The following is a 19,975-nucleotide window of genomic DNA, read 5'->3' as shown; positions in this document are numbered from 1 at the left end:
CGGGCCGTTTCCGCGTTCCACGGTACGCCCGTACGCGCCGTGCTCATGCCGACCCGTTGTCGGCCCGGCACGGCCTGTCGCCGGACCGGGAACGCGACGGCCCCCGGCTCCGCGGGGGAACCGGGGGCACGCGGAACGCGGCCGGGGGCCCGTCAGACGCGGGCCCTGCGCCGGGAGCCGGGACGCCGCTCGCTGGGACGCGTGACGGGGTCGCCCGCGGCGATCGCCGTCTCGCGCCGCCGCACGCCGAAGTCCGCCAGCGCCTGCGCGAGCGCGTGGACGGACGGCTCCGGGGCCATCACGTCCACCCGCAGCCCGTGCTCCTCCGCGGTCTTCGCGGTGGCCGGGCCGATGCAGGCGATCACGGTCACGTTGTGCGGCTTGCCCGCGATGCCGACGAGGTTGCGCACCGTGCTGCTCGAGGTGAACAGCACGGCGTCGAACCCGCCGCCCTTGATCGCCTCACGGGTCTCCGCCGGAGGCGGGGAGGCCCGCACGGTCCGGTAGGCGGTGACGTCGTCGACCTCCCAGCCGAGCTCCACCAGCCCCGCCACGAGCGTCTCCGTGGCGATGTCGGCGCGCGGCAGGAAGACCCGGTCGATCGGGTCGAAGACCGGGTCGTAGGGCGGCCAGTCCTCCAGCAGGCCGGCAGCGGACTGCTCGCCGCTGGGCATCAGGTCCGGCTTCACACCGAAGTCCACCAGCGCCCCGGCCGTCTGCTCACCCACCGCCGCGACCTTGATCCCGGCGAAGGCACGCGCGTCGAGCCCGTACTCCTCGAACTTCTCGCGGACGGCCTTGACCGCGTTCACCGAGGTGAAGGCGATCCACTCGTACCGTCCGGTGACCAGGCCCTTGACCGCGCGCTCCATCTGCTGCGGGGTGCGGGGCGGCTCCACCGCGATCGTGGGCACCTCGTGCGGCACGGCGCCGTAGGAGCGCAGCTGGTCGGAGAGGGACGCGGCCTGCTCCTTGGTGCGCGGGACGAGCACCTTCCAGCCGAAGAGCGGCTTGGTCTCGAACCAGGAGAGCAGCTCGCGCCGCGCGGTCGGCTCGCCGACCACGGCTATCGCGGCGATGGGGCCCTCGGGCGTGGGCAGCGCCTTCGTCGCCTTCAGCTCGGCGGCGATCGTGGACAGCGTGGCCGTCCAGGTTCGCTGCCGGGTCGTCGTACCGGCGACCGTGACGGTCAGCGGGGTGTCCGGCTTGCGGCCCCCGGAGACCAGCTCCGCGGCGTTGGCGGCGACGGTCTGCAGGGTGGTGGAGACGACCAGGGTCGCGTCGCTCGCGCCCGCCTCGCTCCAGCACCGCCCCGACGCGGTCGCGGCCTCCACGAACCGCACGTCGCCGCTGAGCGGCACGCCGGCGTACGCGGGCACGCCCACGGCCGCGGCCACGCCCGGCACGACCTCGAAGGGGATGCCGGCCTGCGCGCAGGCGAGCATCTCGCCGGCGGCCGCGGAGTCGAGTCCGGGGTCGCCGGCGATCGCACGGACCACCCGCTTGCCGGTGCGCGCGGAGGCCATGAAAAGCTTGGCCGCGGCGGCCGAAGGGCTCAACTCCCCCTCGGCGTCGCCCGGCTGCGCCGTGTCCACGCCCGGCCGGGCATGGGTCCGTACGACGTCCAGCACGTGGCCGTCGGCGACCAGGACGTCGGCGTGGGCGAGCGCCTCGACGGCGCGTAGGGTCAGCAGCCCGGGGTCACCGGGCCCGGCACCGAGGAAGGTGACGTGCCCGAGGGCGGAACCCGGCACACCCGTGCCCGCGGTCCCGGTGTGGCCCGCGGTGCCCGCGGTACCCGTCCTGCCTGCCGGTCCTGCCGGCCCGGCCGCGGTGGTGTCTGCGGTCGTGTTGGTCGCTGCGGCGGCGGTGGGGCTCAAAGTTCGCGCTCCCCCATAAGACCGGCCGCGCCCTTGGCGAGCATCTCGTCGGCGAGCTCGTGGCCGAGGGCCACGGCTTCGTCCCGGGATGCGGGGGTCGGACCGGTGATGGACATCTGCACCAGCGAGGAGCCGTCGGTTGTCCCGACGACACCGCGCAGGCGCAGCTCGGTGATGTGCCCGTCGGCGACGGGGTCGGCCAGCGCGCCCACGGGCGCGGAGCAACCGGCCTCGAGAGCGGCGAGCAGTGCGCGCTCGGCGGTCACGGCGGCCCGGGTGAACGGGTCGTCGAGCTCGGCGAGCACGGAGACGAGCCCTGCGTCGTCCGCAGGGCACTCGACGGCCAGCGCTCCCTGTCCGGGAGCGGGCAGCACGATGTCGGGGGAGATCAGCTCGGTGGCCTCCGCGAGGCGGCCCAGCCGGCTGAGTCCGGCGGCGGCGAGCACCACGGCGTCGAGGTCGCCTGAGGCAACGTATCCGATGCGTGTGTCGACGTTGCCGCGGATCGGGACGGTCTCGACGCGCGCCCCCATCGAGCGGGCCCAGGCGTTCAGCTGCGCCATGCGGCGCGGCGAGCCGGTGCCTATGCGGGCGCCCCGGGGGGAGGAGGCCAGCTCCTCGAAGGTGAGGCCGTCGCGTGCGATCAGCGCGTCGCGCGGATCCTCCCGGAGCGGGACGGCTGCGAGGGTCAGGCCCTCGGGGTCGGCGGTCGGAAGGTCCTTGAGGGAGTGGACGGCGAAGTCGATCTCACCGCGCAGCAGCGCGTCCCGCAGGGCGGAGACGAAGACGCCGGTGCCGCCGATCTGCGCCAGGTGCTCGCGCGAGACGTCGCCGTAGGTGGTGATCTCCACCAGCTCCACGTCACGGCCGGTGATCCTGCGGACCTGCTCGGCCACCATGCCGGACTGCGCCATCGCCAGCGCGCTGCGCCGGGTTCCCAGTTTCAGTGCGGTTGGGCTCGTCATGCCCGCCCTCGATTCGAGTCACTCGTTGCTGAAGCAGCCGACGCCACCGGCGTGACGGCCGCGGCAGCGGAGGGGATCACCGCTGCGCGCGGTGAGTCGGCCCTGCTGACCGCGGCGACCGCCTGGGGGTCCAGGTCGAAGAGTTCGCGCAGCGCGTCGGCGTACCCGGCGCCGCCGGGCTCTCCCGCGAGCTGCTTGACCCGCACAGTAGGCGCGTGCAGGAGCTTGTCGACGACGCGGCGCACGGTCTGGGTGACCTCCGCGCGCTGCCGTTCGTCCAGATCGGGGAGGCGGCCGTCCAGGCGCGCCAGTTCGGAGGCGACCACGTCGGCGGCCATGGCGCGCAGGGCGACGACGGTCGGCGTGATGTGCGCGGCACGCTGGGCGGCGCCGAAGGCGGCCACCTCAGCCGAAACGATCTTTCGCACCTCGTCGACGTCGGCCGCCATCGGGGCGTCGGCCGCGGCCGCGGCGATCGTCTCCAGGTCGGTGACGTGGGCGCCGTCCAGGGAGTGCACCAGCGGGTCGATGTCGCGCGGCAGGGCGAGGTCGAGCATCCCGATGGGCGCGACGGGCTCGCCGCCGGAGCGCAGGGCCCGGGAGAGCGTGGCGCGGGCGACGGTGTCGGCGGTGAGGACCAGCCCGGTCGCCCCGGTGCAGGACACGACGATGTCGGCGTACGACAGCTCGCCGGCCAGGTCGTCCATGGACGCGGCGCGGCCGCCGACACTCTCGGCGAGCCGCTCGGCGCGCTCGAACGTGCGGTTGACGACCACGATCTCGCCCGCCCCCGCGCGGGCGAGGGTGGCGGCGGCGAGCGAGCTCATCGAGCCCGCGCCGACGACGAGGGCGCGCTTGCCCTTGCCCCACTCCTCGAAGGGCACGCCGCCCACGGCCTGGGCCATCTGCTCCAGGCCGAAGGTGACCAGCGACTGCCCGGCCCGGTCGATCCCGGTCTCGGAGTGCGCGCGCTTGCCGACCCGCAGCGCCTGCTGGAACAGGTCGTTCAGGGACCGGCCCGCGGTGTGCAGCTCCTGGCCGAGGCCCAGGGTGTCCTTGAGCTGGCCGAGGATCTGGCCCTCGCCGACGACCATGGAGTCCAGGCCGCAGGCGACCGAGAACAGGTGGTGGACGGCCCGGTCCTCGTAGTGCACGTACAGGTGCGGGGTCAGCTCGTCGAGGCTGACGCCGCTGTGCGTGGCGAGCAGCGTGGACAGCTCGGCGACACCGGCGTGGAACTTGTCGACGTCCGCGTACAGCTCGATGCGGTTGCAGGTGGACAGCACCGCGGCCTCGCTGGCCGGCTCGGCGGCCATGACGTCCAGCAGCAGCTTGCCCTTGGTGTCCTCACCGAGCGCCGCGCGCTCCAGGACGCTGACGGGGGCGGTGCGGTGACTCAGTCCGACGACGAGGAGGCTCATGCCGGCATCACGGCGGGGACGTCCCCGTCAGGTCCCGGACGGCGGCCGCCGTCGCGGACCGCCTTGGCCGCCACCGGAGGCGCCGTGAGGCTGCTCTCCAGCTCCTCGCCGGCCTTCCGCTGCTCGTGGAAGGCGAGGATCTGCAGCTCGATGGAGAGGTCGACCTTGCGGACGTCGACCCCGTCGGGGACGGTCAGCACGGTCGGCGCGAAGTTGAGGATCGAGGTGACCCCGGCGCCCACCAGACGGTCGCAGACCTCCTGTGCCGCCCCGGCCGGCGTGGTGATCACGCCGATGGACACCTGGTTGTCCTCGACGATGGCCTCCAGCTCGTCCGCGTGCCGCACCGGCAGCCCGGCGATGAGCCGGCCGGTGAGCTGGACGTCCGCGTCGATGAGCGCGGCGATGCGGAAACCGCGGGAGGCGAAGCCGCCGTACCCGGCGAGCGCGGCCCCGAGGTTTCCCATCCCGACGATGACGACCGGCCAGTCCTGGGTGAGGCCCAGTTCACGGGAGATCTGGTACACGAGGTACTCGACGTCGTAGCCGACGCCGCGGGTTCCGTAGGAACCGAGGTAGGAGAAGTCCTTGCGCAGCTTGGCGGAGTTCACACCGGCGGCGGCCGCGAGTTCCTCCGAGGAGACGGTGGGCACCGATCGCTCGGACAACGCGGTAAGGGCTCGCAGGTACAGCGGGAGCCTGGCGACGGTGGCCTCGGGAATCCCTCGGCTGCGGGTCGCCGGTCGGTGAGTTCGGCCAGTTGCCACGATGCTCCTGCGGGTAGAGCTGGGCTGCGAGCGGCACCCGTCGTCGGGACCGCCCCGTGGACGCCAGGCTATGTCTTTGTGAACGCGTGCACAAAGATGGTGTCCGATTTGCCCAGGGGAAGTGACCGGCATCACGCACCCCCATTACGGGCATAAGAAACCTTCTGCTGCGACGGAACGTTCCACGCCGGAGCCCGGTCCGCACCCCGGCGCCCCACCCACAGCGCGTCCGCGCCGGCCAGTTGCGGCCACTCGACCGCCGCCGCGCGCCCCAGCGCCTTGTCCGCCTGCGCGGGTCCACCCGGGTGGTCCAGGACGTACGAGGTGAACAGCCTGGCCGTGGTGCGGGCGTCCCCCAGCGCCGTGTGCGCGGTCCAGCCGGTCAGCCCGGCGGCCTCGGCGCACGCCAGCAGGCTCAGGCCGCCCGGCGCGCGTGCGCGCAGCGCGGCCATCCGCATGGTGCACAGTTCGGGGACGACGGGGAACACCACGCCCAGCCGGGCGTACTCCGCCGCCAGGAAGGCGCGGTCGCACCCGACGTTGTGCCCCACCAGCACCCTGCCCCGCAGCAGCCCCAGCAGTCTCGGGGCGATCTGCCCGAACAGCGGGGCGCCGACCGCCTCCACGTGGCGGGACTCGATGCCGTGGATGTGGGTGGGGCCGACCGGCCCCTCGGGATCGACGAGGGTCGAGAACTCGCCCTCGTGCCCGAAGTCGCGGTCGAGCAGCACCACCGCCAGCTCGACCACCCGGTGGCGCCGCGAACTGGAACCGGTGGCCTCCAGATCGACCACGGCGAAACCGCCGCGCCTGTGAGGTCTGCCCGGGAGCACGCAGTCACCGTCCTTACTCACGCACCCCCGCCGTTACACAAAACGCCTTGATGGTAATCGAGCACCCGCGTCCAGAGGAACACGCGCAAATCGCCCACCTGTCGCATCAGGGCCCTCAGGCGCCCAGCCCGCGCCGCAGCCGGCCCTCGTCGACACGCCAGAACGTGTGCTGTTCGCCGTCGATGAGGACGACCGGGATCTGCTCCCAGTAGCGGTCGTGCAGTTCCTCGTCGCGCGTGATGTCCATCTCCTCGAAGCGCGCGCCCAGGTCGTCGACGACCCGCCGGACCACCGTCCGCGCGTCGTCGCACAAGTGGCAGCCGGGCTTGGCGATCAGCGTCACCGTCCGGTCGGCCGGGTCTTTCCGGGCATTGCGGGCTTCACGTCCGAACAGAGGGCTCATGGCGGCCATTCTGCCTCCGTCAACCGCGGACCCGCGGTAACACCCTCGTCGCGAGGAGTTCATTCACCTGCTCCATCGCCGCACCGGAGTTGCCCAACGGACTGGCTATGCTCGCCCCATGGCCGCTCTGCGATGGCTCACCCCCCGTAAGCGCTCCGCCACCGCGCGCAGCGTGCTGGCCGGCGAGGCAGCGGCGGAGGCCGCACTCGCGGCACCCGCGCAGGAGAAGCACGACCGGGCGGGCGCCCCCGCGTTCCCGGTGGCCGGCGATCCGCACGCGGCCGCCTTCTTCGACCTGGACAACACCGTGATGCAGGGCGCCGCGATCTTCCACTTCGGGCGCGGCCTGTACAAGCGGAAGTTCTTCCGCAGCCGCGACCTCGCGCGCTTCGCCTGGCAGCAGGCGTACTTCCGGATCGCCGGGTCCGAGGACCCCGAGCACATGCAGGAGGTGCGGGAGAGCGCGCTCACGATCATCAAGGGGCACCGCGTCGAGGAACTCATGTCCATCGGCGAGGAGATCTACGACGAGTACATGGCGGACAAGATCTGGCCCGGCACCCGCGCGCTCGCCCAGGCGCACCTCGACGCCGGCCAGCGGGTCTGGCTGGTGACGGCAGCCCCGGTGGAGACGGCCACGATCATCGCCCGCAGGCTCGGCCTGACCGGCGCCCTCGGCACCGTCGCCGAGCACGTCGACGGCGTCTACACCGGCCGACTGGTCGGCGAGCCGCTGCACGGCCCCTCCAAGGCCGAGGCCGTGAAGGCGCTCGCCGGGGCGGAGGGACTCGAACTCTCGCGCTGCGCCGCGTACAGCGATTCGTCGAACGACATCCCGATGCTGTCGCTCGTAGGACATCCATATGCGATCAATCCCGATACGCGTCTGCGCAAGCACGCACGCGAAAAGGGCTGGCGGCTGCGTGATTACCGTACGGGCCGCAAGGCGGCGAAGATCGGCATCCCGGCGGCCGCCGGCGTGGGCGCCGTGGCGGGCGGCGCCGCCGCCGCGATGGCCCTGCAGCGCCGTCGCCGCTAGGGACGACGCAGGCGACACGCCCGGGTCCCCCTCTGGCGCCCCGTCAGTTCACGGTGAGCCACACAGCCACAACACGCTCTCCACGCGAGCATTTCACGACGCTATGTGGTCAACACCGTTTCAGTGTTCGATAATTACTCGATCACTATTCCGCCAGAGAGTGGGCGGAACCGACGATTTCAGCAACTCGGTGTAGCGTCGCCTGTACGAAGCGTTATTCTCCTCAGACGCAAGCCGGGACCCACACGTCGCTACGACGGGTGAAAGGTTCCGTACTGCACGTGATGGAAGTTCTGCCTCTGGGAGTCCCGTGTACCCACACACCGGGGTTGACGCCTCTGGCCTGGCTACGCTGCGCGCACTGGTGGCTGAGCACCTGCTGCGCGTCGTCCCCGCGTACGCCGTGCCCGTCCCCGCACTCGCCACGGCGGCAGCGCCCGCCGGCCGCGCCTACGCGCTGGCCGACGGCCGGGCCACGGTCGGCAGACGATCCCGCAACGCCCAGCAGACCGACCGGTCCACGGGCGCCACCCCGCGCCGGCCGGCGGCCGACAGCGACAGCGGACGCATGATGGACCTGGTCGAACGCGCCCAGGCCGGTGAGACCGAGGCCTTCGGGCGGCTGTACGACCACTACTCCGACACGGTCTACCGCTACATCTACTACCGCGTCGGAGGAAAGGCCACCGCCGAGGACCTGACCAGCGAGACCTTCCTGCGCGCCCTGCGCCGGATCGGCACCTTCACCTGGCAGGGCCGCGACTTCGGCGCGTGGCTGGTCACCATCGCGCGCAACCTGGTGGCCGACCACTTCAAGTCCAGCCGGTTCCGGCTGGAGGTGACCACCGGGGAGATGCTCGACGCCAACGAGGTCGAGCCCAGCCCGGAGGACTGCGTCCTGGAGGCGCTGTCCAACGAGTCGCTGCTCAGGGCCGTGCGCAAGCTCAACCCCCAGCAGCAGGAGTGCGTGACGCTGCGCTTCCTGCAGGGGCTGTCGGTCGCGGAGACGGCCCGCATCATGGGCAAGAACGAAGGTGCGATCAAAACCCTGCAGTACCGGGCCGTACGGACCCTCGCCCGGCTGCTCCCCGACGACGCGCGATGAGCGCGATGGATGGATCTTCATCTTGCGACTGCCTCCACGGTCCGATCATCATGACTGCGTAACCCAACTCGGGCGGCACTCGTTGCATCACATGCGGACCCCCCAATGCCGTGCTCTGCCCGCTTCCGATCACTCGATCGGGTGGAAAGGCTCAAGGTGCACAACCTTGAAGGCACTACGGGGAGTCGAGGTGGATGACGAGAGGAGGTGCCGCCCGTGATCGCGAATCCAACGGCGCACCGGCGGGCCAACGCCTTCGCCGACGCCCTTGAGGGCGAAGGCCCCCAGACGGGTGCCGGCGTACAGCACGGCGCCCACGCCGCGGACCGGCATGCGGATCCGGAGCAGGGCGTGTTCCTGGCCCTGGCGGACGCCCTGCAGGACGTGCCGCGGCCGATGCTGGATCCGGAGACCAAGACCGTCCAGCGTGCCCAGTTGATCGCCGCCATGGAGGCCGCGCTCGCCGACGGCACCCTGACGGTACCCGTACAGCGTGACGGCGGACGGGGCGCACACCGCGCCGGCGGCCGCGGTCTCGGCAAACTGAAGCCGCGCTCGGCGTGGTCGCGCAGGCTCGCCGCCGGCGGCCTCTCCGTCGGCGTGGCGGCCGGCGCCCTCGGCGGTGTCGCCGCCGCGAGCACGGACGCGCTGCCCGGCGACACCCTCTACGGCCTCAAACGGGGCATGGAGGACATGCGCCTCAACCTCGCCGACGACGACGCCGACCGGGGCAAGGTCTATCTCGACCTCGCCTCCACCCGGCTCCAGGAGGCCCGCCGCCTCATGGAACGCGGCCGGGGCGGCGATCTGGACGACGAGTCCGTGGGCGAGATCCGCAGGGCGCTGTCCGGGATGCAGCAGGAGGCCTCGGAGGGCCATCGGCTGCTCGCCGCCGCGTACCGCAAGGACGGTTCGCTGCGGCCGATCGAGACGCTCTCCGCGTTCTCCAGCAACCACCGCAGGGGCTGGACGGAGCTGCGCGGCCGGCTGCCCTCCCGGCTCGACGACGTGGGGAACAAGGTCACCTCCGTCTTCGATGCCATAGAGGACGAAGTGGCGCCGCTGCAGAAGCTGTTGCCGCCCGACACCGGCGCGGGCCACAGCGACGGCCGCGGGGTCCCGGGCGGCGGCAACCGCTCCGCGAGCGGCACCCGGGGGCCCTCGCCCTCGGTCAGCGGCTCCGCGAGCGGCTCGGCCGAGGAGCGCGGCGGCGACAAGGCCAGCCCGTCGGCCTCCCGCAGCGCGGACAGCGGCATCATCGGCGGCACGGGCGATCTGCTCGACCCCGCGCCGACCGGCAGCTCCCCGGGCGGCGACGGCACCCAGCCGTCGGTCACCCTCCCGCCGCTGCTGCCCGGACTGCTCCCGGGCCTCGGGCTCAGCGCCGAGGACGACAGGGACGACTGAGCAGGCACCTCACGTGGTGGGCCGGGGCGTCACGCCCCGGCCCACCACGGGTTCCGGCCCCCGTGGGCCGGCGGCAGCCCCGGAGCCCGGAAGCCGCAGCTTCTAGAAGAAGACCGAGCGGCGCTGCACCAGCAGCTTGTAGAGGGTGTGCTGGATGGTCTCCCGCACCTGGTCGGTCAGGTTGAAGACCAGCATCGGGTCCTCGGCCGCCTCCGGCGCGTAGCCGTCCGTGGGGATCGGCTCGCCGAACTGGATCGTCCACTTCGTCGGCAGCGGCACCATGCCCAGCGGCCCCAGCCACGGGAACGTCGGCGTCACCGGGACGTACGGGACGCCCAGCAGCCGGGCCACCGTCTTCGCGTTGCCGATCATCGGGTAGATCTCCTCCGCGCCCACGATGGAGCACGGCACGATCGGCACCCCGGTCTTGAGCGCCGTCGCGACGAAACCGCCCCGCCCGAATCGCTGCAGCTTGTAGCGCTCGGAGAAGGGCTTCCCCAGCCCCTTGAAGCCCTCGGGCATCACACCGACGACCTCACCGCGTTCGAGCAGCAGCTGGGCGTCCTCCGCGCAGGCCAGGGTGTGCCCCGCCTTGCGGGCCAGCTCGTTGACGAGCGGCAGCATGAACACCAGGTCCGCGGCCAGCAGTCGCAGGTGCCGCCCCGCGGGGTGGTGGTCGTGGACGGCGACCTGCATCATCAGGCCGTCCATCGGCAGCGTCCCGGAGTGGTTGGCCACCACCAGGGCGCCGCCCTCGGCCGGGATGTTCTCGATGCCCTTCACCTCGACCCGGAAGTACGACTCGTACAGCGGCCGGAGCAGCGACATCAGGACCTGTTCGGTGAGCTCCTCGTCGTAGCCGAAGTCGTCGACCTCGTAGTCGCCGGTGATCCGGCGGCGCAGGAAGGCCAGGCCGTGCGCCACCCGGCGCTCCCAGGGTGCCCCCAGCAGCCGGTCCGCGGCCGAGCCGAGCGCCGCCGCCAGCGGGCCGCCCAGGCCCCCCGGGGCACCGCCCGAGGTGGTGCCGGGACGCCCCTCAGCGCCCTGTGGTGCGGTCTGTGCGGCCTCGGACGCCCCATCCGCACCACCGGTGCCCGGGGTGTCCGCGGAGGCCGTCACGGCGCCCTGGACGGCGCCGGCACCGTCCGCGGCCCGCGCGGTCCGCTCGTCGACCGGCAGCGCGGCCACCGCGTTCCCGGTGTCGCCGCCCGCCGTGCCGCGGGCCGCGGCCCGCCCGCGCGAGCGCGGCGCTCCCCTCCGGGTCCGCGAGTCCTCGTCGAACGGGATGACCTTGGCGTCCGCCATGGTGCGGTTCCTCCTCGCAGCAGTGCTCACGAGCTCAGTCCTCGGGGGCCGCCCGCGCGGACCACCGCGGCGAGCCGGTCGACGGCCTCCGCGAGCCGGTCGGGCGGCAGCAGGCCGGGGCCGCGACTGCGGGCGAAGTCGCTGAAGGTCTCGGCGGTGGTGTACTTCGGGGCGAAGCCGAGCGTCTCGCGCATCTGCGTGGTGTCCACGACCCTGCCGTGGGTGAGCAAGCGGATCTGCTCGCGCGAGAAGTCGGTGACGCCGGCGGTGCGCAGCAGCTGCCCCACCCACGTGACCGCGGGCAGCAGCACCGGCACCGTGGGCTTCCCCAGCCGTCGCGCGGTCTGCGACAGCAGGAGCACCCCGTCGCCGGCGATGTTGAACGTGCCGCTGTTGATCGTCCCCTTGCGCTCGTCGCGCAGGGCCAGCATGAGGACGTCGATGACGTCGTCCTCGTGGACGAACTGCAGCCGCGGGTCGTAGCCGAACACGGTCGGCAGCACCGGCAGCGCGAAGTACTCGGCGAGGGGTGTGTCGGCCCGCGGGCCCAGGATGTTGGCGAACCGCAGAACCGATACGGCAACGTCCGGGCGGCGCCGTGCGAAGCCGCGCACGTATCCCTCGACTTCGACCGCGTCCTTGGCGAAGCCGCCGCTGGGCAGCGACTTGGGCGGCATGGACTCGGTGAAGGCCGCGGGATCGCGGGGCGCGGAGCCGTACACGCTCGTGGTGGACTTCACCACCAGGCGGCGCACCGTCGGGGCCTTCTGGCAGGCGCCGAGCAGCTGCATCGTGCCGATGACGTTGGTCTCCTTGACCGCGGTCCGGCTGCTGCGACCGGGCAGCGTGCCGCTGACGTCCATGTGGACCACCGTGTCCACCGAGTGCTCCGCCAGCACCTTCGCGATCATCGGGTGCCTGATGTCGGCACGGACGAATTCGGCGCCGCCCAGCTGGTGCGGGGGCGGCATCGTGTCGACCGCGATCACCCGGTCGACGTCGGGGTCGCGCGTCACACGTCGTACCAGCCGGCCGCCGAGCTGGCGGGCGACTCCGGTCACCAGCACCACTTTGCCCAAGATCAGCGCCTTCCCTCGCACCGCATGTACGCACCGTATCGGTTCGTTGTTGCGCCGTGATGACGCCCGAACGTACGAGCACCGTCGAGGAGGGCCCGGCCCCCGGAAACGCCGCTGCCCTTCCGGCCCCCACGGTCCGTGGGGGCGGAAGGGCAGCGAAGTGCGACGCGTAGCTCGCTTACTTCTTGTTGCGACGCTGCACACGCGTACGCTTCAGCAGCTTGCGGTGCTTCTTCTTGGCCATACGCTTGCGCCGCTTCTTGATGACAGAGCCCACGACTACCCTCGCTTCGTTTTCACTCGGTGCGGGGCGTCCGAGCCCACACGACCTACGTCGGCTCAGCCTACCCGTCCGCAAGCGCCGAGCAGAAACCGAGGCGGTCGTCAGGCAGTTTCCCCCACCCCCACGTAGGACTCCCGAAGATAGTCATGGACGGCCTGCTCCGGCACCCGGAAGGACCTCCCCACCCGGATCGCCGGCAGATGACCGCTGTGCACCAGCCGGTACACGGTCATCTTGGAAACTCGCATCACCGCGGCGACCTCTGCCACGGTCAGGAACACGACCTCGTTGAGAGGCCTCTCGCTTGAAGCCATGACACACCTGAACCTTCCGCACCTGACGGGCACCGGCTTCCCCTCCGGTGACTCCCTCTCGCACGTGCGCTCCTCCCCAGATTAGGTGCGCATGATGCAAGTGGGGAAGAGGAGTAGCGATCGGTTGACTACTGTGACAGACACGCTCGATTGAGTACATAGCGCGTAAGCGGTCGGTAGTAATCGGACCGCACAGCGTCATCAAGCGGAACCACGGCCGAGACCCTGCCCTCCGTCTCGGCCACGAAAACCGCCGGGTCGTCCGAATCGGCCAGTCCGATGGCCTCGATGCCCAGCTGACCTGCTCCGCAGACCCAGCCGTGGTCTCCCACCACGAGGCTCGGCAGCAGCCCCCCGCGTCCTGCCGCACCGGCCAGCGCCGCCCGAACCGGGAGCGGGGAGTGTGTGTGCACCGCCGGCGCACCACGGGCGCCCTCACCCGGCGCATCCCGGACCGTCGCCACTCCCCCTACGTACCAGAGGTTGTACGTGCGTAGGCCGAATTGCGTCGCCATGTCGATACATCGGCCATGCGATGGAGTGAGGACGGGGCATCCCGCCGCCGACAGGGCGGCCGCCAATCCGGCGTAGAAACCGAGCAGGCGATGCGGGTGACCAGTACCGATGAGTACCGGCTCCCTGCGCTGCGCGGCCTCCTTCAGCCGGACGGCGAAGGCCTCGAGCCCCGCCAGTGTGCGGTCCGGGTCGATCACATCCTGCCCGGAAGTGTGCCCCGGGTCAGGCGAAACCCCACATCGGTCGGCCATCAACCGCAGAAGACCGGACTGCGTCCAGGGCCGCGCCGGCTCCAGCCCCAGGGTCTGCCGCGGATCGCCCGCCACGAACAGCCGATAGCTGCGCAGACTCTTCTCCCGCGGTGTCGCCACGACCCCCGCGATCCCCGCCCCCACCAGATGCGCCCGCAGCGCGGCAGCAGTCACCACGTGCCGATGGTGACCCCCGCCGCCACCCTCACGTGCCGGAACGGCCCGAACATCACTCCCGAGGGGCGGTTGTTCGGGTCGGCGGCCCCGGCGGAGCCCTCCGTAGACTTCAGGCACGGCGCGCGACAGCGACGGGAGGGTCCCGTGGCCGACACCTCCGCCGGCGCAGGCGAGTTCGACTACATCGTGGTGGGGGCGGGCTCCGCGGGATGCGTGCTCGCGGCCCGCCTCTGCGAGGACGACGCGGCCCGGGTGCTGCTCCTCGAGGCCGGCGGAGCCGACCGCCCCCCGGAGGTCTCCCTCCCCGCGGCCTGGCCGAGGCTGCTCGGCACCCCCCTCGACTGGGCGGACCGCACCGTGCCGCAGACCGAGACCCGCCTCGTCGTACCGTGGCCCCGAGGCCGCGGCCTGGGCGGCAGCTCGGCCATCAGCGCCATGAGCTTCCTGCGCGGCCACCGCTCCGGCTACGACGCCTGGGCCGCCCAGGGCGCCGAAGGCTGGGGCTGGGACGATCTGCTGCCCTGCTTCCGCCGCAGTGAGGACGTCACCGGCGTGCCGGACCGCGACCCGGAACTGCGCGGCATGGACGGCCCCCTGCGGGTCGGCCCCGCCACCGACCGCCACCCCCTCGCCCGGGACTTCCTGCGCGCCGCCGTCCACACCGGCCACCCCGAGGCACACGACCTCGCCGGCGGCCTGGAGGAGGGGTTCGGCTGGGGCGACCTCAGCATCGCCGACGGCGTGCGCCAGGACGCGGCCACGGCCTACCTGCGCCCGGCGCTGCGCCGGCCGGGCCTGCACGTGGTCACCGGAGCCCTCGCCCTACGGGTCCTCCTGGCCGGCGACCGCTGCACGGGCGTGGAGTACGCCGTCGACGGCGAGTCGCGCACCGCCCGCCGCTCCCCCTCGGGCCAGGTCGTCCTGGCCGCCGGCGCGGTCGGCACCCCGCAACTGCTCATGCTCTCCGGCATCGGCCCCCGCAACCACCTGCGCCACTGGGGCATCCCCACCGCCGTGCACCTGCCCGGCGTCGGCTCCCACCTGCTGGACCACGTGACCTCCGGCGTCGTCGTACGGGCCCCCGGCCCCGTGCCTCCGGGCGCCAACAGCCACGGCGAGGTCCAGGGACTGATCCGCACCCGGCCCGAAGCGCCGGGCCCCGACGTGCAGTTGCACGTCATCGACCTCCCGATCCGCGAGCGGAGCCTGCCCGGGCCCGCCGCCGGCGAAGGCTGGACGATCATGGTCGCCCTCATGGCGCCGTACGGCCACGGAACCGTCCGGCTCTCCGGCACCGCCCCCGGCGCGCCACCGCTCATCGACCCCCGCTACTACGCCGACGTCCGCGACCTCGACACCATGGCGGAGGCCCTGGACGCGGCGCGGGAGATCGCCGCCGACCCCGCGTTGGCGGACTGGTACGGCGAGGAGGCCCTCCCCGGCCCGGACGCCACCGGCACGACCGAGCTGCGCGCGTACCTCACCCGCAACCTGCGCTCCTACAACCACTACGCCGGCACCTGCCGCATCGGCACGGACGCCTACGCCGTCGTCGACCCCGAGCTGCGGGTACGCGGCGTCGACGGCCTGCGTGTCGCCGACGCCTCCGTGATGCCGGGCCCGGTCTCCGCCAACACCGACGCCACCGTCTACGCCGTCGCGGAACGGGCGGCCGAGCTGCTCCGGGCCCGCGCCCGGCCCCGTTCCCACGGCGATCCGGTCGTGGCTAGGGCAGCAGACCGTGCAGCGGGAAGACCGCCCGCCGGGTCGCCAGGATCGCCTGGTCCAGCCGGTCCGCCGGGTCGTACCCCGCGTCGTGGAAACCGCTGAACACCGCGTCCCGGCCGTCCGTCATCCGCAACGGCCCCATCCGGCGCGTCCTGCGGTACACCTCCGCCCGCCACTCCTCGGGCGTCGCCGTCCGAGGCGCGACCGGCTGCCCCGCGGCGATGCCCACCAGGTGCGCCCACGTCCGGGGCACCACGTCCACCACCGCGTAACCGCCCCCGCCCAGGGCGACCCACCGGCCCTCGGCGTGCTCGTGCGCCAGGCCGTGCAGCGCCTCCGCCACGGCCCGCTGCGCGTCCAGGCTCACCGCGAGATGCGCGAGCGGGTCCTCGAAGTGCGTGTCCGCGCCGTGCTGGGTCACCAGCACCTGCGGCCGGAAGGCCGCCAGCAGCTCGGGGACGACGGCGTCGAACGCCCGCAGCCAGCCCTCGTCCCCGGTACCGGCCGGCAGCGCCACGTTCACCGCGCCGCCGTCCGCCGCCGGACCGCCGGTCTCCTCCGGCCAGCCGGTCTGCGGGAAGAGCGTGCGGGGGTGCTCGTGCAGCGAGATCGTCAGCACGCGCGGGTCGTCCCAGAAGGCCGTCTGCACGCCGTCCCCGTGGTGCACGTCCACGTCCACGTACGCGACACGCTCAGCGCCCAGTTCCAGCAGCCGGGCGACGGCCAGCGCGGCGTCGTTGTAGACGCAGAAGCCCGAGGCCATCCCGGGCATCGCGTGGTGCAGCCCGCCCGCGAAGTTCACCGCGTGCGCCACGTCGCCGCGCCACACCGCCTCGGCCGCCCCGACCGACTGGCCCGCGATCAGCGCCGAGACCTCGTGCATGCCCGCGAACGCCGGGGTGTCCTCGGTACCGAGACCGTACGCCAGTTCCGTCATGGCCTCGGGGTCGGCGGAGGCACGTCTCACCGCCGCCACGTACTCCGCGTCGTGCACCAGGCGCAGCGTCGAGTCGCCGGCCACGGGGGCCGCGGTGACGGTGAGCGCCCGGTCCAGTCCCAGCGCCCGGACCAGCCCCATGGTCAGTGCGAGCCGCACCGGGTCCATCGGGTGGCCGCGACCGAAGTCATAGCCCGTTACCTGCTCGTCCCACATCAGCTGTGCGCGGCCGCTCATGGCCGACACCGTATCGGGCGGGCTCCGTCCGGAACGAGCGGGCGTACAGCAGCGTCGCCGCCACCAGCAGCATCGGCACCAGCATCGCCCCCCGGTAGCTCCAGGCGTCCCCCAGAGCGCCCACCAGGGGGGAACCGACCAGGAAACCCACGTAGTTGAAGATGTTCAGCCGCGCGATCGCCGTGTCCGAAGCCCCTGGGAACAGCCGCCCCGCGGCCGCGAACGTCTGCGGCACGATCACGCACAGCCCCAGGCCCAGCAGCGTGAAGCCCGCCATCCCCACCCACGCACCCGGCGCGGCCGCGACCACCGCGAAGCCCGCCGCCGCCACCAGCGCGCCCGTACGCACCACCGCGGCCGCCCCGAACCGCCGCACCCCGAGGTCGCCGACCGAGCGGCCCAGCAGGGTGGTGACCATGTAGACGTTGTACGGGACGGTGGCCAGCTGCTCGGAGCCGCCGAGCACGTCCTGCAGGTACTTCGCGCTCCAGTTGGAGACGGTGGAGTCGCCGATGTACGCGAACGCCATCACCAGGCAGAGCGGAAGCAGCAGCCGCATCGCCACCGGAGCCGCCGCGGCCGTGGCCGTGGCCGTCGCGCCCTGGACCTCCGTCCTCTGGTCGGCGTACCAGCGGCCGGCGACCAGCGTCAGCGGGATCAGCACCGCCACCACCGGCCCGTACAGCGCCGCCAGCGACAGGTGCCAGTGCGCTCCCGCCCACGCCAGCGACGCCCCCAGAATGCCGCCGAGGCTGTACGCGGCGTGGAAGCCCAGCATGATGCTGCGCCCGTACGCGCGCTGCAGGCTCACCCCGAGCATGTTCATGGACGCGTCCAGGGCGCCGACGCATATCCCGAACACGGCCAGCGACGCGGCCAGTTGCCACAGCGCGTCCCCGGCACCGGCGCCCAGCAGCGCCAGGCACACCACCGGCTGCACCCAGCGCAGCACCACGCTCGGCCGTACCCGCTTCACCAGGTGCTCGGTGGCGACGCTCCCCACGCCCGCCAGCACGGGCACCGCGGCAAGGAACGCGGGCAGCAGCGCGTCACTGACGCCGTACCGGTCCTGCAGCGCAGGGATCCGGGTCACCAGCAGCGCGAAGACCGCCCCCTGCGCGAAGAAACCGACGGCCAACGAGGCCCGTCCATGACGCAAACCGCCGTCGAAGCCCTCCATGAGCGTGCAGCGTAGGGCCGCGGGCTACGGACGGGTAGATCGATCACACGAACAGTTTCGCGGGGAGCTCCGCCATGTCCGCGAACAGCTCCCGCGCCCCCGCCAGCTTCTCCGCCGGCGTCATCGCCGTGAACGCGTACGCGTCCATCCCGGCCGCCACCGCGGCCCGCACCCCGAGCGGGCTGTCCTCCACCACGGCACACCGCTCCGGCGCCACGCCCATCGTGCGCGCCGCGTGCAGGAACAGGTCCGGCGCCGGCTTCCCGCGTCCCACGTCCTGCGAGCTGAAGATCCGCTCCTCGCCGAAGTACCCGTACAGCGCGGTCTTCTTCAGCGCGACCCGGATCCGCTCGTGGCTCCCTGAGGACGCGACACAGTACGGCACCCCGTCCGCCGCCAGTTTCCCCAGCACGGTCACCACACCAGGCACCGGCTCCAGTTCGCGCCTGAAGCCCTCGAAGACCCGCGCGTAGTACATGGCGTCGAAGTCCTCCGGCAACCGCTCACCCGTGCGCTCCGCCACCAGGTCGTGGACGCGGTGCATCGCGGCGCCCATGTAGTCGCGGACGGACTCCTCATAGGTGGTGGGGTGGCCCAGCTCCGTCAGCAGGCCCGCCAGGATGCGGTTGGAGAGCGGCTCGCTGTCCACGAGCACGCCGTCGTTGTCGAAGATGACCAGGTCGTAGCGCACCGCCCCACTGTAGTCGGGCACCGGATCCGGTCGGTCCGGGCTGAATCCACCCGTCCGCCGGCCCCCCTCGCCCATCATGGACGGCCGACGGGACACCGCGTCCCGGCGGAAGGGGAACATCCTTGAGACGCCGAAGCTTCCTCACACTCACCGGGGCGGGCCTGACCGCCCTCGTCACCCCGTCCGCCCCCGCGGTCGCCGCGGTCGCGGCCGGACCGCGCATCCACGTCCTCGACACACTCCCCGGCGGCAACGGTCAGGTCCACGCCCTGGGCCGCCCGGGAATCGCGGGCGGGTCCAGCGGCAACGCCCCGGTCTACTGGACGGGACGCACCGTCCGCCGCGTCCCGTTCCCGGCCGGTTACGGCTACGGAACGGGTGAGGTCAGCGCCGTCAACCGGCACGGTCTGATGGTCGGCACCGTGCTCTTCCCCTCTTGGGGTCACGCCGTCGGCTTCACTTACCGGCAGGGCCGGCGCACCGCCACGATCCTCCCGAACAGCCTCACCGCGAACGACGTCAACGACCACGGCCGCATCGTCGGCACGGGCGAGAACCACACGGCGTACGTCTGGCACCGCGACACCGTGGAGCGCGAACTGCGGCCCTCCAGCCCGTTCTCCTCCGTGTGGAGCGCCGTCGGCATCAACAACTCCGGCACGGTCGTCGGCGCCGACGGCGACGGCGCGGTGGTCTGGCCCGCAGGAACCGACGCGCCGGCCCAACGCCTGCTGCCCACCGAGCTTCCCGAGGGCGTGTCGTACGCCCCAGCCGCCGTCGACGACCACGGCCGCATCGTGGGCAGCGCCGGCGACTTCTTCTCCGACAGCCAGTACGAGACCTATTGGGACCCGCCGTACACCGCGGACGGCGTACGCGTCCCCGGCCTGCCGGGCTACTACAACGAGGGCTACTTCCGGGCCATCAGTCCCACCACGGGCCTCGTCGTCGGCGGCGCCCCGACCAGCTTCGGCTCTCCGCCCGGATACCCGCCCGGCACCGCCGAGTTCTGGACCGGCACGGGGCCGATCCGTGCTCTGCCGCGACTCCAGGAGGACGGCGACGCGGATGCCTTCGCCGCTGCCGACGACGGCAGGGTGGGCGGCTGCGCCGTCCGCGACGACGTACTGAAGCCGGTCATCTGGACCGGAGTGCGCTGAACGCAAAAAAGCCCCGGCTCCCGAGTGATTAAACTCGGGAGCCGGGGCTCAATATTTGTTCGGCGGCGTCCTACTCTCCCACAGGGTCCCCCCTGCAGTACCATCGGCGCTGAAAGGCTTAGCTTCCGGGTTCGGAATGTAACCGGGCGTTTCCCTAACGCTATGACCACCGAAACACTATGAAACCAACAAACCGGCACCAACCACCCCACCAAAACAGGGGGCCGGGGTTCGTTGTTTCAGAACTACACAGTGGACGCGAGCAACCTATGGACAAGCCCTCGGCTTATTAGTACC

19 protein-coding genes and 1 rRNA gene are annotated in these 19,975 nt (G+C 72.4%); 5 read left to right on the top strand and 15 right to left on the bottom strand.

Translation table 11 applies throughout. The annotated features are described in order from the left end of the window. Positions 1 to 152: 152 nt before the first annotated feature. The 6 genes from B085_RS0111560 to B085_RS0111535 all read right to left on the bottom strand — a co-directional run bounded on the left by B085_RS0111560 (position 153) and on the right by B085_RS0111535 (position 6,278). Complete coding sequence (locus tag B085_RS0111560; protein WP_026250939.1) at positions 153 to 1,754, bottom strand: uroporphyrinogen-III synthase; 1,602 nt, start codon at positions 1,752 to 1,754, stop codon at positions 153 to 155. 122 nt (positions 1,755 to 1,876) lie between these two features. Continuing rightward, a complete protein-coding gene (gene hemC, locus B085_RS0111555) occupies positions 1,877 to 2,845 on the bottom strand; it encodes a hydroxymethylbilane synthase (RefSeq protein ID WP_026250938.1) in 969 nt (322 codons plus the stop codon). Beyond that, the gene (locus B085_RS0111550; protein WP_018558727.1) at positions 2,842 to 4,266 is read right to left on the bottom strand and encodes a glutamyl-tRNA reductase; all 1,425 of its coding nucleotides are present in this window, start codon (positions 4,264 to 4,266) and stop codon (positions 2,842 to 2,844) included. Before B085_RS0111550 ends, hemC begins: the two co-directional genes overlap by 4 nt. After that, positions 4,263 to 5,033, bottom strand: coding sequence for a redox-sensing transcriptional repressor Rex (locus tag B085_RS0111545; RefSeq protein WP_026250937.1), 771 nt, complete (start codon positions 5,031 to 5,033; stop codon positions 4,263 to 4,265). Before B085_RS0111545 ends, B085_RS0111550 begins: the two co-directional genes overlap by 4 nt. Positions 5,034 to 5,164: 131 nt before the next feature. Further along, the gene (locus B085_RS0111540; RefSeq protein ID WP_018558725.1) at positions 5,165 to 5,827 is read right to left on the bottom strand and encodes a 3'-5' exonuclease; all 663 of its coding nucleotides are present in this window, start codon (positions 5,825 to 5,827) and stop codon (positions 5,165 to 5,167) included. Between the two features lie 154 nt (positions 5,828 to 5,981). Beyond that, the gene (locus tag B085_RS0111535; RefSeq protein ID WP_018558724.1) at positions 5,982 to 6,278 is read right to left on the bottom strand and encodes a glutaredoxin family protein; all 297 of its coding nucleotides are present in this window, start codon (positions 6,276 to 6,278) and stop codon (positions 5,982 to 5,984) included. Positions 6,279 to 6,387: 109 nt separating this feature from the next. Here B085_RS0111535 and B085_RS0111530 point away from each other — a divergent pair, with 109 nt between their 5' ends. From B085_RS0111530 to B085_RS0111520, 3 genes are all read left to right on the top strand, one after another. Further along, positions 6,388 to 7,308 (top strand): HAD family hydrolase, encoded by a 921-nt coding sequence (locus tag B085_RS0111530; protein WP_018558723.1) that lies wholly within the window; start codon positions 6,388 to 6,390, stop codon positions 7,306 to 7,308. Between the two features lie 310 nt (positions 7,309 to 7,618). Beyond that, positions 7,619 to 8,413 carry an ECF subfamily RNA polymerase sigma factor, BldN family gene (locus B085_RS0111525; protein ID WP_026250935.1) on the top strand — a complete coding sequence of 265 codons (795 nt, stop codon included), beginning with the start codon at positions 7,619 to 7,621 and terminating at the stop codon, positions 8,411 to 8,413. A 216-nt stretch (positions 8,414 to 8,629) separates the two neighbouring features. Next, complete coding sequence (locus B085_RS0111520; protein WP_018558721.1) at positions 8,630 to 9,820, top strand: DUF5667 domain-containing protein; 1,191 nt, start codon at positions 8,630 to 8,632, stop codon at positions 9,818 to 9,820. 102 nt (positions 9,821 to 9,922) lie between these two features. Here the strand turns inward: B085_RS0111520 and B085_RS0111515 are convergent, their stop codons facing one another. From B085_RS0111515 to B085_RS0111495, 5 genes are all read right to left on the bottom strand, one after another. Then, a complete protein-coding gene (locus B085_RS0111515) occupies positions 9,923 to 11,125 on the bottom strand; it encodes a lysophospholipid acyltransferase family protein (RefSeq protein ID WP_018558720.1) in 1,203 nt (400 codons plus the stop codon). A 26-nt stretch (positions 11,126 to 11,151) separates the two neighbouring features. Next, positions 11,152 to 12,204 carry an NAD-dependent epimerase/dehydratase family protein gene (locus B085_RS0111510; protein WP_026250934.1) on the bottom strand — a complete coding sequence of 351 codons (1,053 nt, stop codon included), beginning with the start codon at positions 12,202 to 12,204 and terminating at the stop codon, positions 11,152 to 11,154. Between the two features lie 178 nt (positions 12,205 to 12,382). Beyond that, the gene (locus tag B085_RS46820) at positions 12,383 to 12,481 is read right to left on the bottom strand and encodes a 30S ribosomal protein bS22 (RefSeq protein WP_003948845.1); all 99 of its coding nucleotides are present in this window, start codon (positions 12,479 to 12,481) and stop codon (positions 12,383 to 12,385) included. A 107-nt stretch (positions 12,482 to 12,588) separates the two neighbouring features. Further along, the gene (locus B085_RS0111500) at positions 12,589 to 12,801 is read right to left on the bottom strand and encodes a helix-turn-helix domain-containing protein (RefSeq protein WP_018558718.1); all 213 of its coding nucleotides are present in this window, start codon (positions 12,799 to 12,801) and stop codon (positions 12,589 to 12,591) included. Positions 12,802 to 12,929: 128 nt separating this feature from the next. Then, a complete protein-coding gene (locus B085_RS0111495; protein WP_018558717.1) occupies positions 12,930 to 13,745 on the bottom strand; it encodes a phosphatase in 816 nt (271 codons plus the stop codon). Between the two features lie 144 nt (positions 13,746 to 13,889). Between B085_RS0111495 and B085_RS42095 the strand changes: the two genes are divergently transcribed. After that, positions 13,890 to 15,575 carry a GMC family oxidoreductase gene (locus B085_RS42095; protein WP_018558716.1) on the top strand — a complete coding sequence of 562 codons (1,686 nt, stop codon included), beginning with the start codon at positions 13,890 to 13,892 and terminating at the stop codon, positions 15,573 to 15,575. On the opposite strand, the gene B085_RS0111485 is transcribed toward B085_RS42095, so the two are convergent. Genes B085_RS0111485 through B085_RS0111475 form a run of 3 tightly spaced genes read right to left on the bottom strand, consistent with a single transcriptional unit; the run spans position 15,472 to position 18,518 of the window. After that, on the bottom strand, positions 15,472 to 16,647 hold the full coding sequence (locus tag B085_RS0111485; protein WP_026250932.1) for an acetoin utilization protein AcuC: 1,176 nt from the start codon (positions 16,645 to 16,647) through the stop codon (positions 15,472 to 15,474). The two genes, B085_RS42095 and B085_RS0111485, sit on opposite strands and share 104 nt — an antisense overlap. Further along, on the bottom strand, positions 16,598 to 17,827 hold the full coding sequence (locus B085_RS0111480; RefSeq protein WP_037731580.1) for an MFS transporter: 1,230 nt from the start codon (positions 17,825 to 17,827) through the stop codon (positions 16,598 to 16,600). Before B085_RS0111480 ends, B085_RS0111485 begins: the two co-directional genes overlap by 50 nt. 43 nt (positions 17,828 to 17,870) lie before the next feature. Beyond that, positions 17,871 to 18,518 (bottom strand): HAD family hydrolase, encoded by a 648-nt coding sequence (locus tag B085_RS0111475; RefSeq protein ID WP_026250930.1) that lies wholly within the window; start codon positions 18,516 to 18,518, stop codon positions 17,871 to 17,873. A gap of 122 nt (positions 18,519 to 18,640) precedes the next feature. Between B085_RS0111475 and B085_RS0111470 the strand changes: the two genes are divergently transcribed. Beyond that, complete coding sequence (locus B085_RS0111470) at positions 18,641 to 19,678, top strand: hypothetical protein (protein WP_018558712.1); 1,038 nt, start codon at positions 18,641 to 18,643, stop codon at positions 19,676 to 19,678. Positions 19,679 to 19,735: 57 nt separating this feature from the next. On the opposite strand, the gene rrf is transcribed toward B085_RS0111470, so the two are convergent. Further along, positions 19,736 to 19,852: ribosomal RNA gene (rrf, locus tag B085_RS0111465) — 5S ribosomal RNA — on the bottom strand. Positions 19,853 to 19,975: the final 123 nt, after the last annotated feature.

This window comes from Streptomyces sp. BoleA5 (assembly GCF_000373665.1).
In the GTDB taxonomy this organism is placed as follows: Bacteria; Actinomycetota; Actinomycetes; order Streptomycetales; family Streptomycetaceae; genus Actinacidiphila.
The sequence above is the reverse complement of the archived record's forward strand: the minus strand, read 5'-3'. Positions and strand labels throughout refer to the sequence as shown.

Coding starts and splice junctions, on each gene's coding strand:
- hemC (WP_026250938.1), bottom strand. CDS start 2,845: ATGACGAGCCCAACCGCACTGAAACTGGGAACCCGGCGCAGCGCGCTG.
- B085_RS0111550 (WP_018558727.1), bottom strand. CDS start 4,266: ATGAGCCTCCTCGTCGTCGGACTGAGTCACCGCACCGCCCCCGTCAGC.
- B085_RS0111535 (WP_018558724.1), bottom strand. CDS start 6,278: ATGGCCGCCATGAGCCCTCTGTTCGGACGTGAAGCCCGCAATGCCCGG.
- B085_RS0111530 (WP_018558723.1), top strand. CDS start 6,388: ATGGCCGCTCTGCGATGGCTCACCCCCCGTAAGCGCTCCGCCACCGCG.
- B085_RS0111515 (WP_018558720.1), bottom strand. CDS start 11,125: ATGGCGGACGCCAAGGTCATCCCGTTCGACGAGGACTCGCGGACCCGG.
- B085_RS0111500 (WP_018558718.1), bottom strand. CDS start 12,801: ATGGCTTCAAGCGAGAGGCCTCTCAACGAGGTCGTGTTCCTGACCGTG.
- B085_RS0111485 (WP_026250932.1), bottom strand. CDS start 16,647: ATGAGCGGCCGCGCACAGCTGATGTGGGACGAGCAGGTAACGGGCTAT.
- B085_RS0111480 (WP_037731580.1), bottom strand. CDS start 17,827: ATGGAGGGCTTCGACGGCGGTTTGCGTCATGGACGGGCCTCGTTGGCC.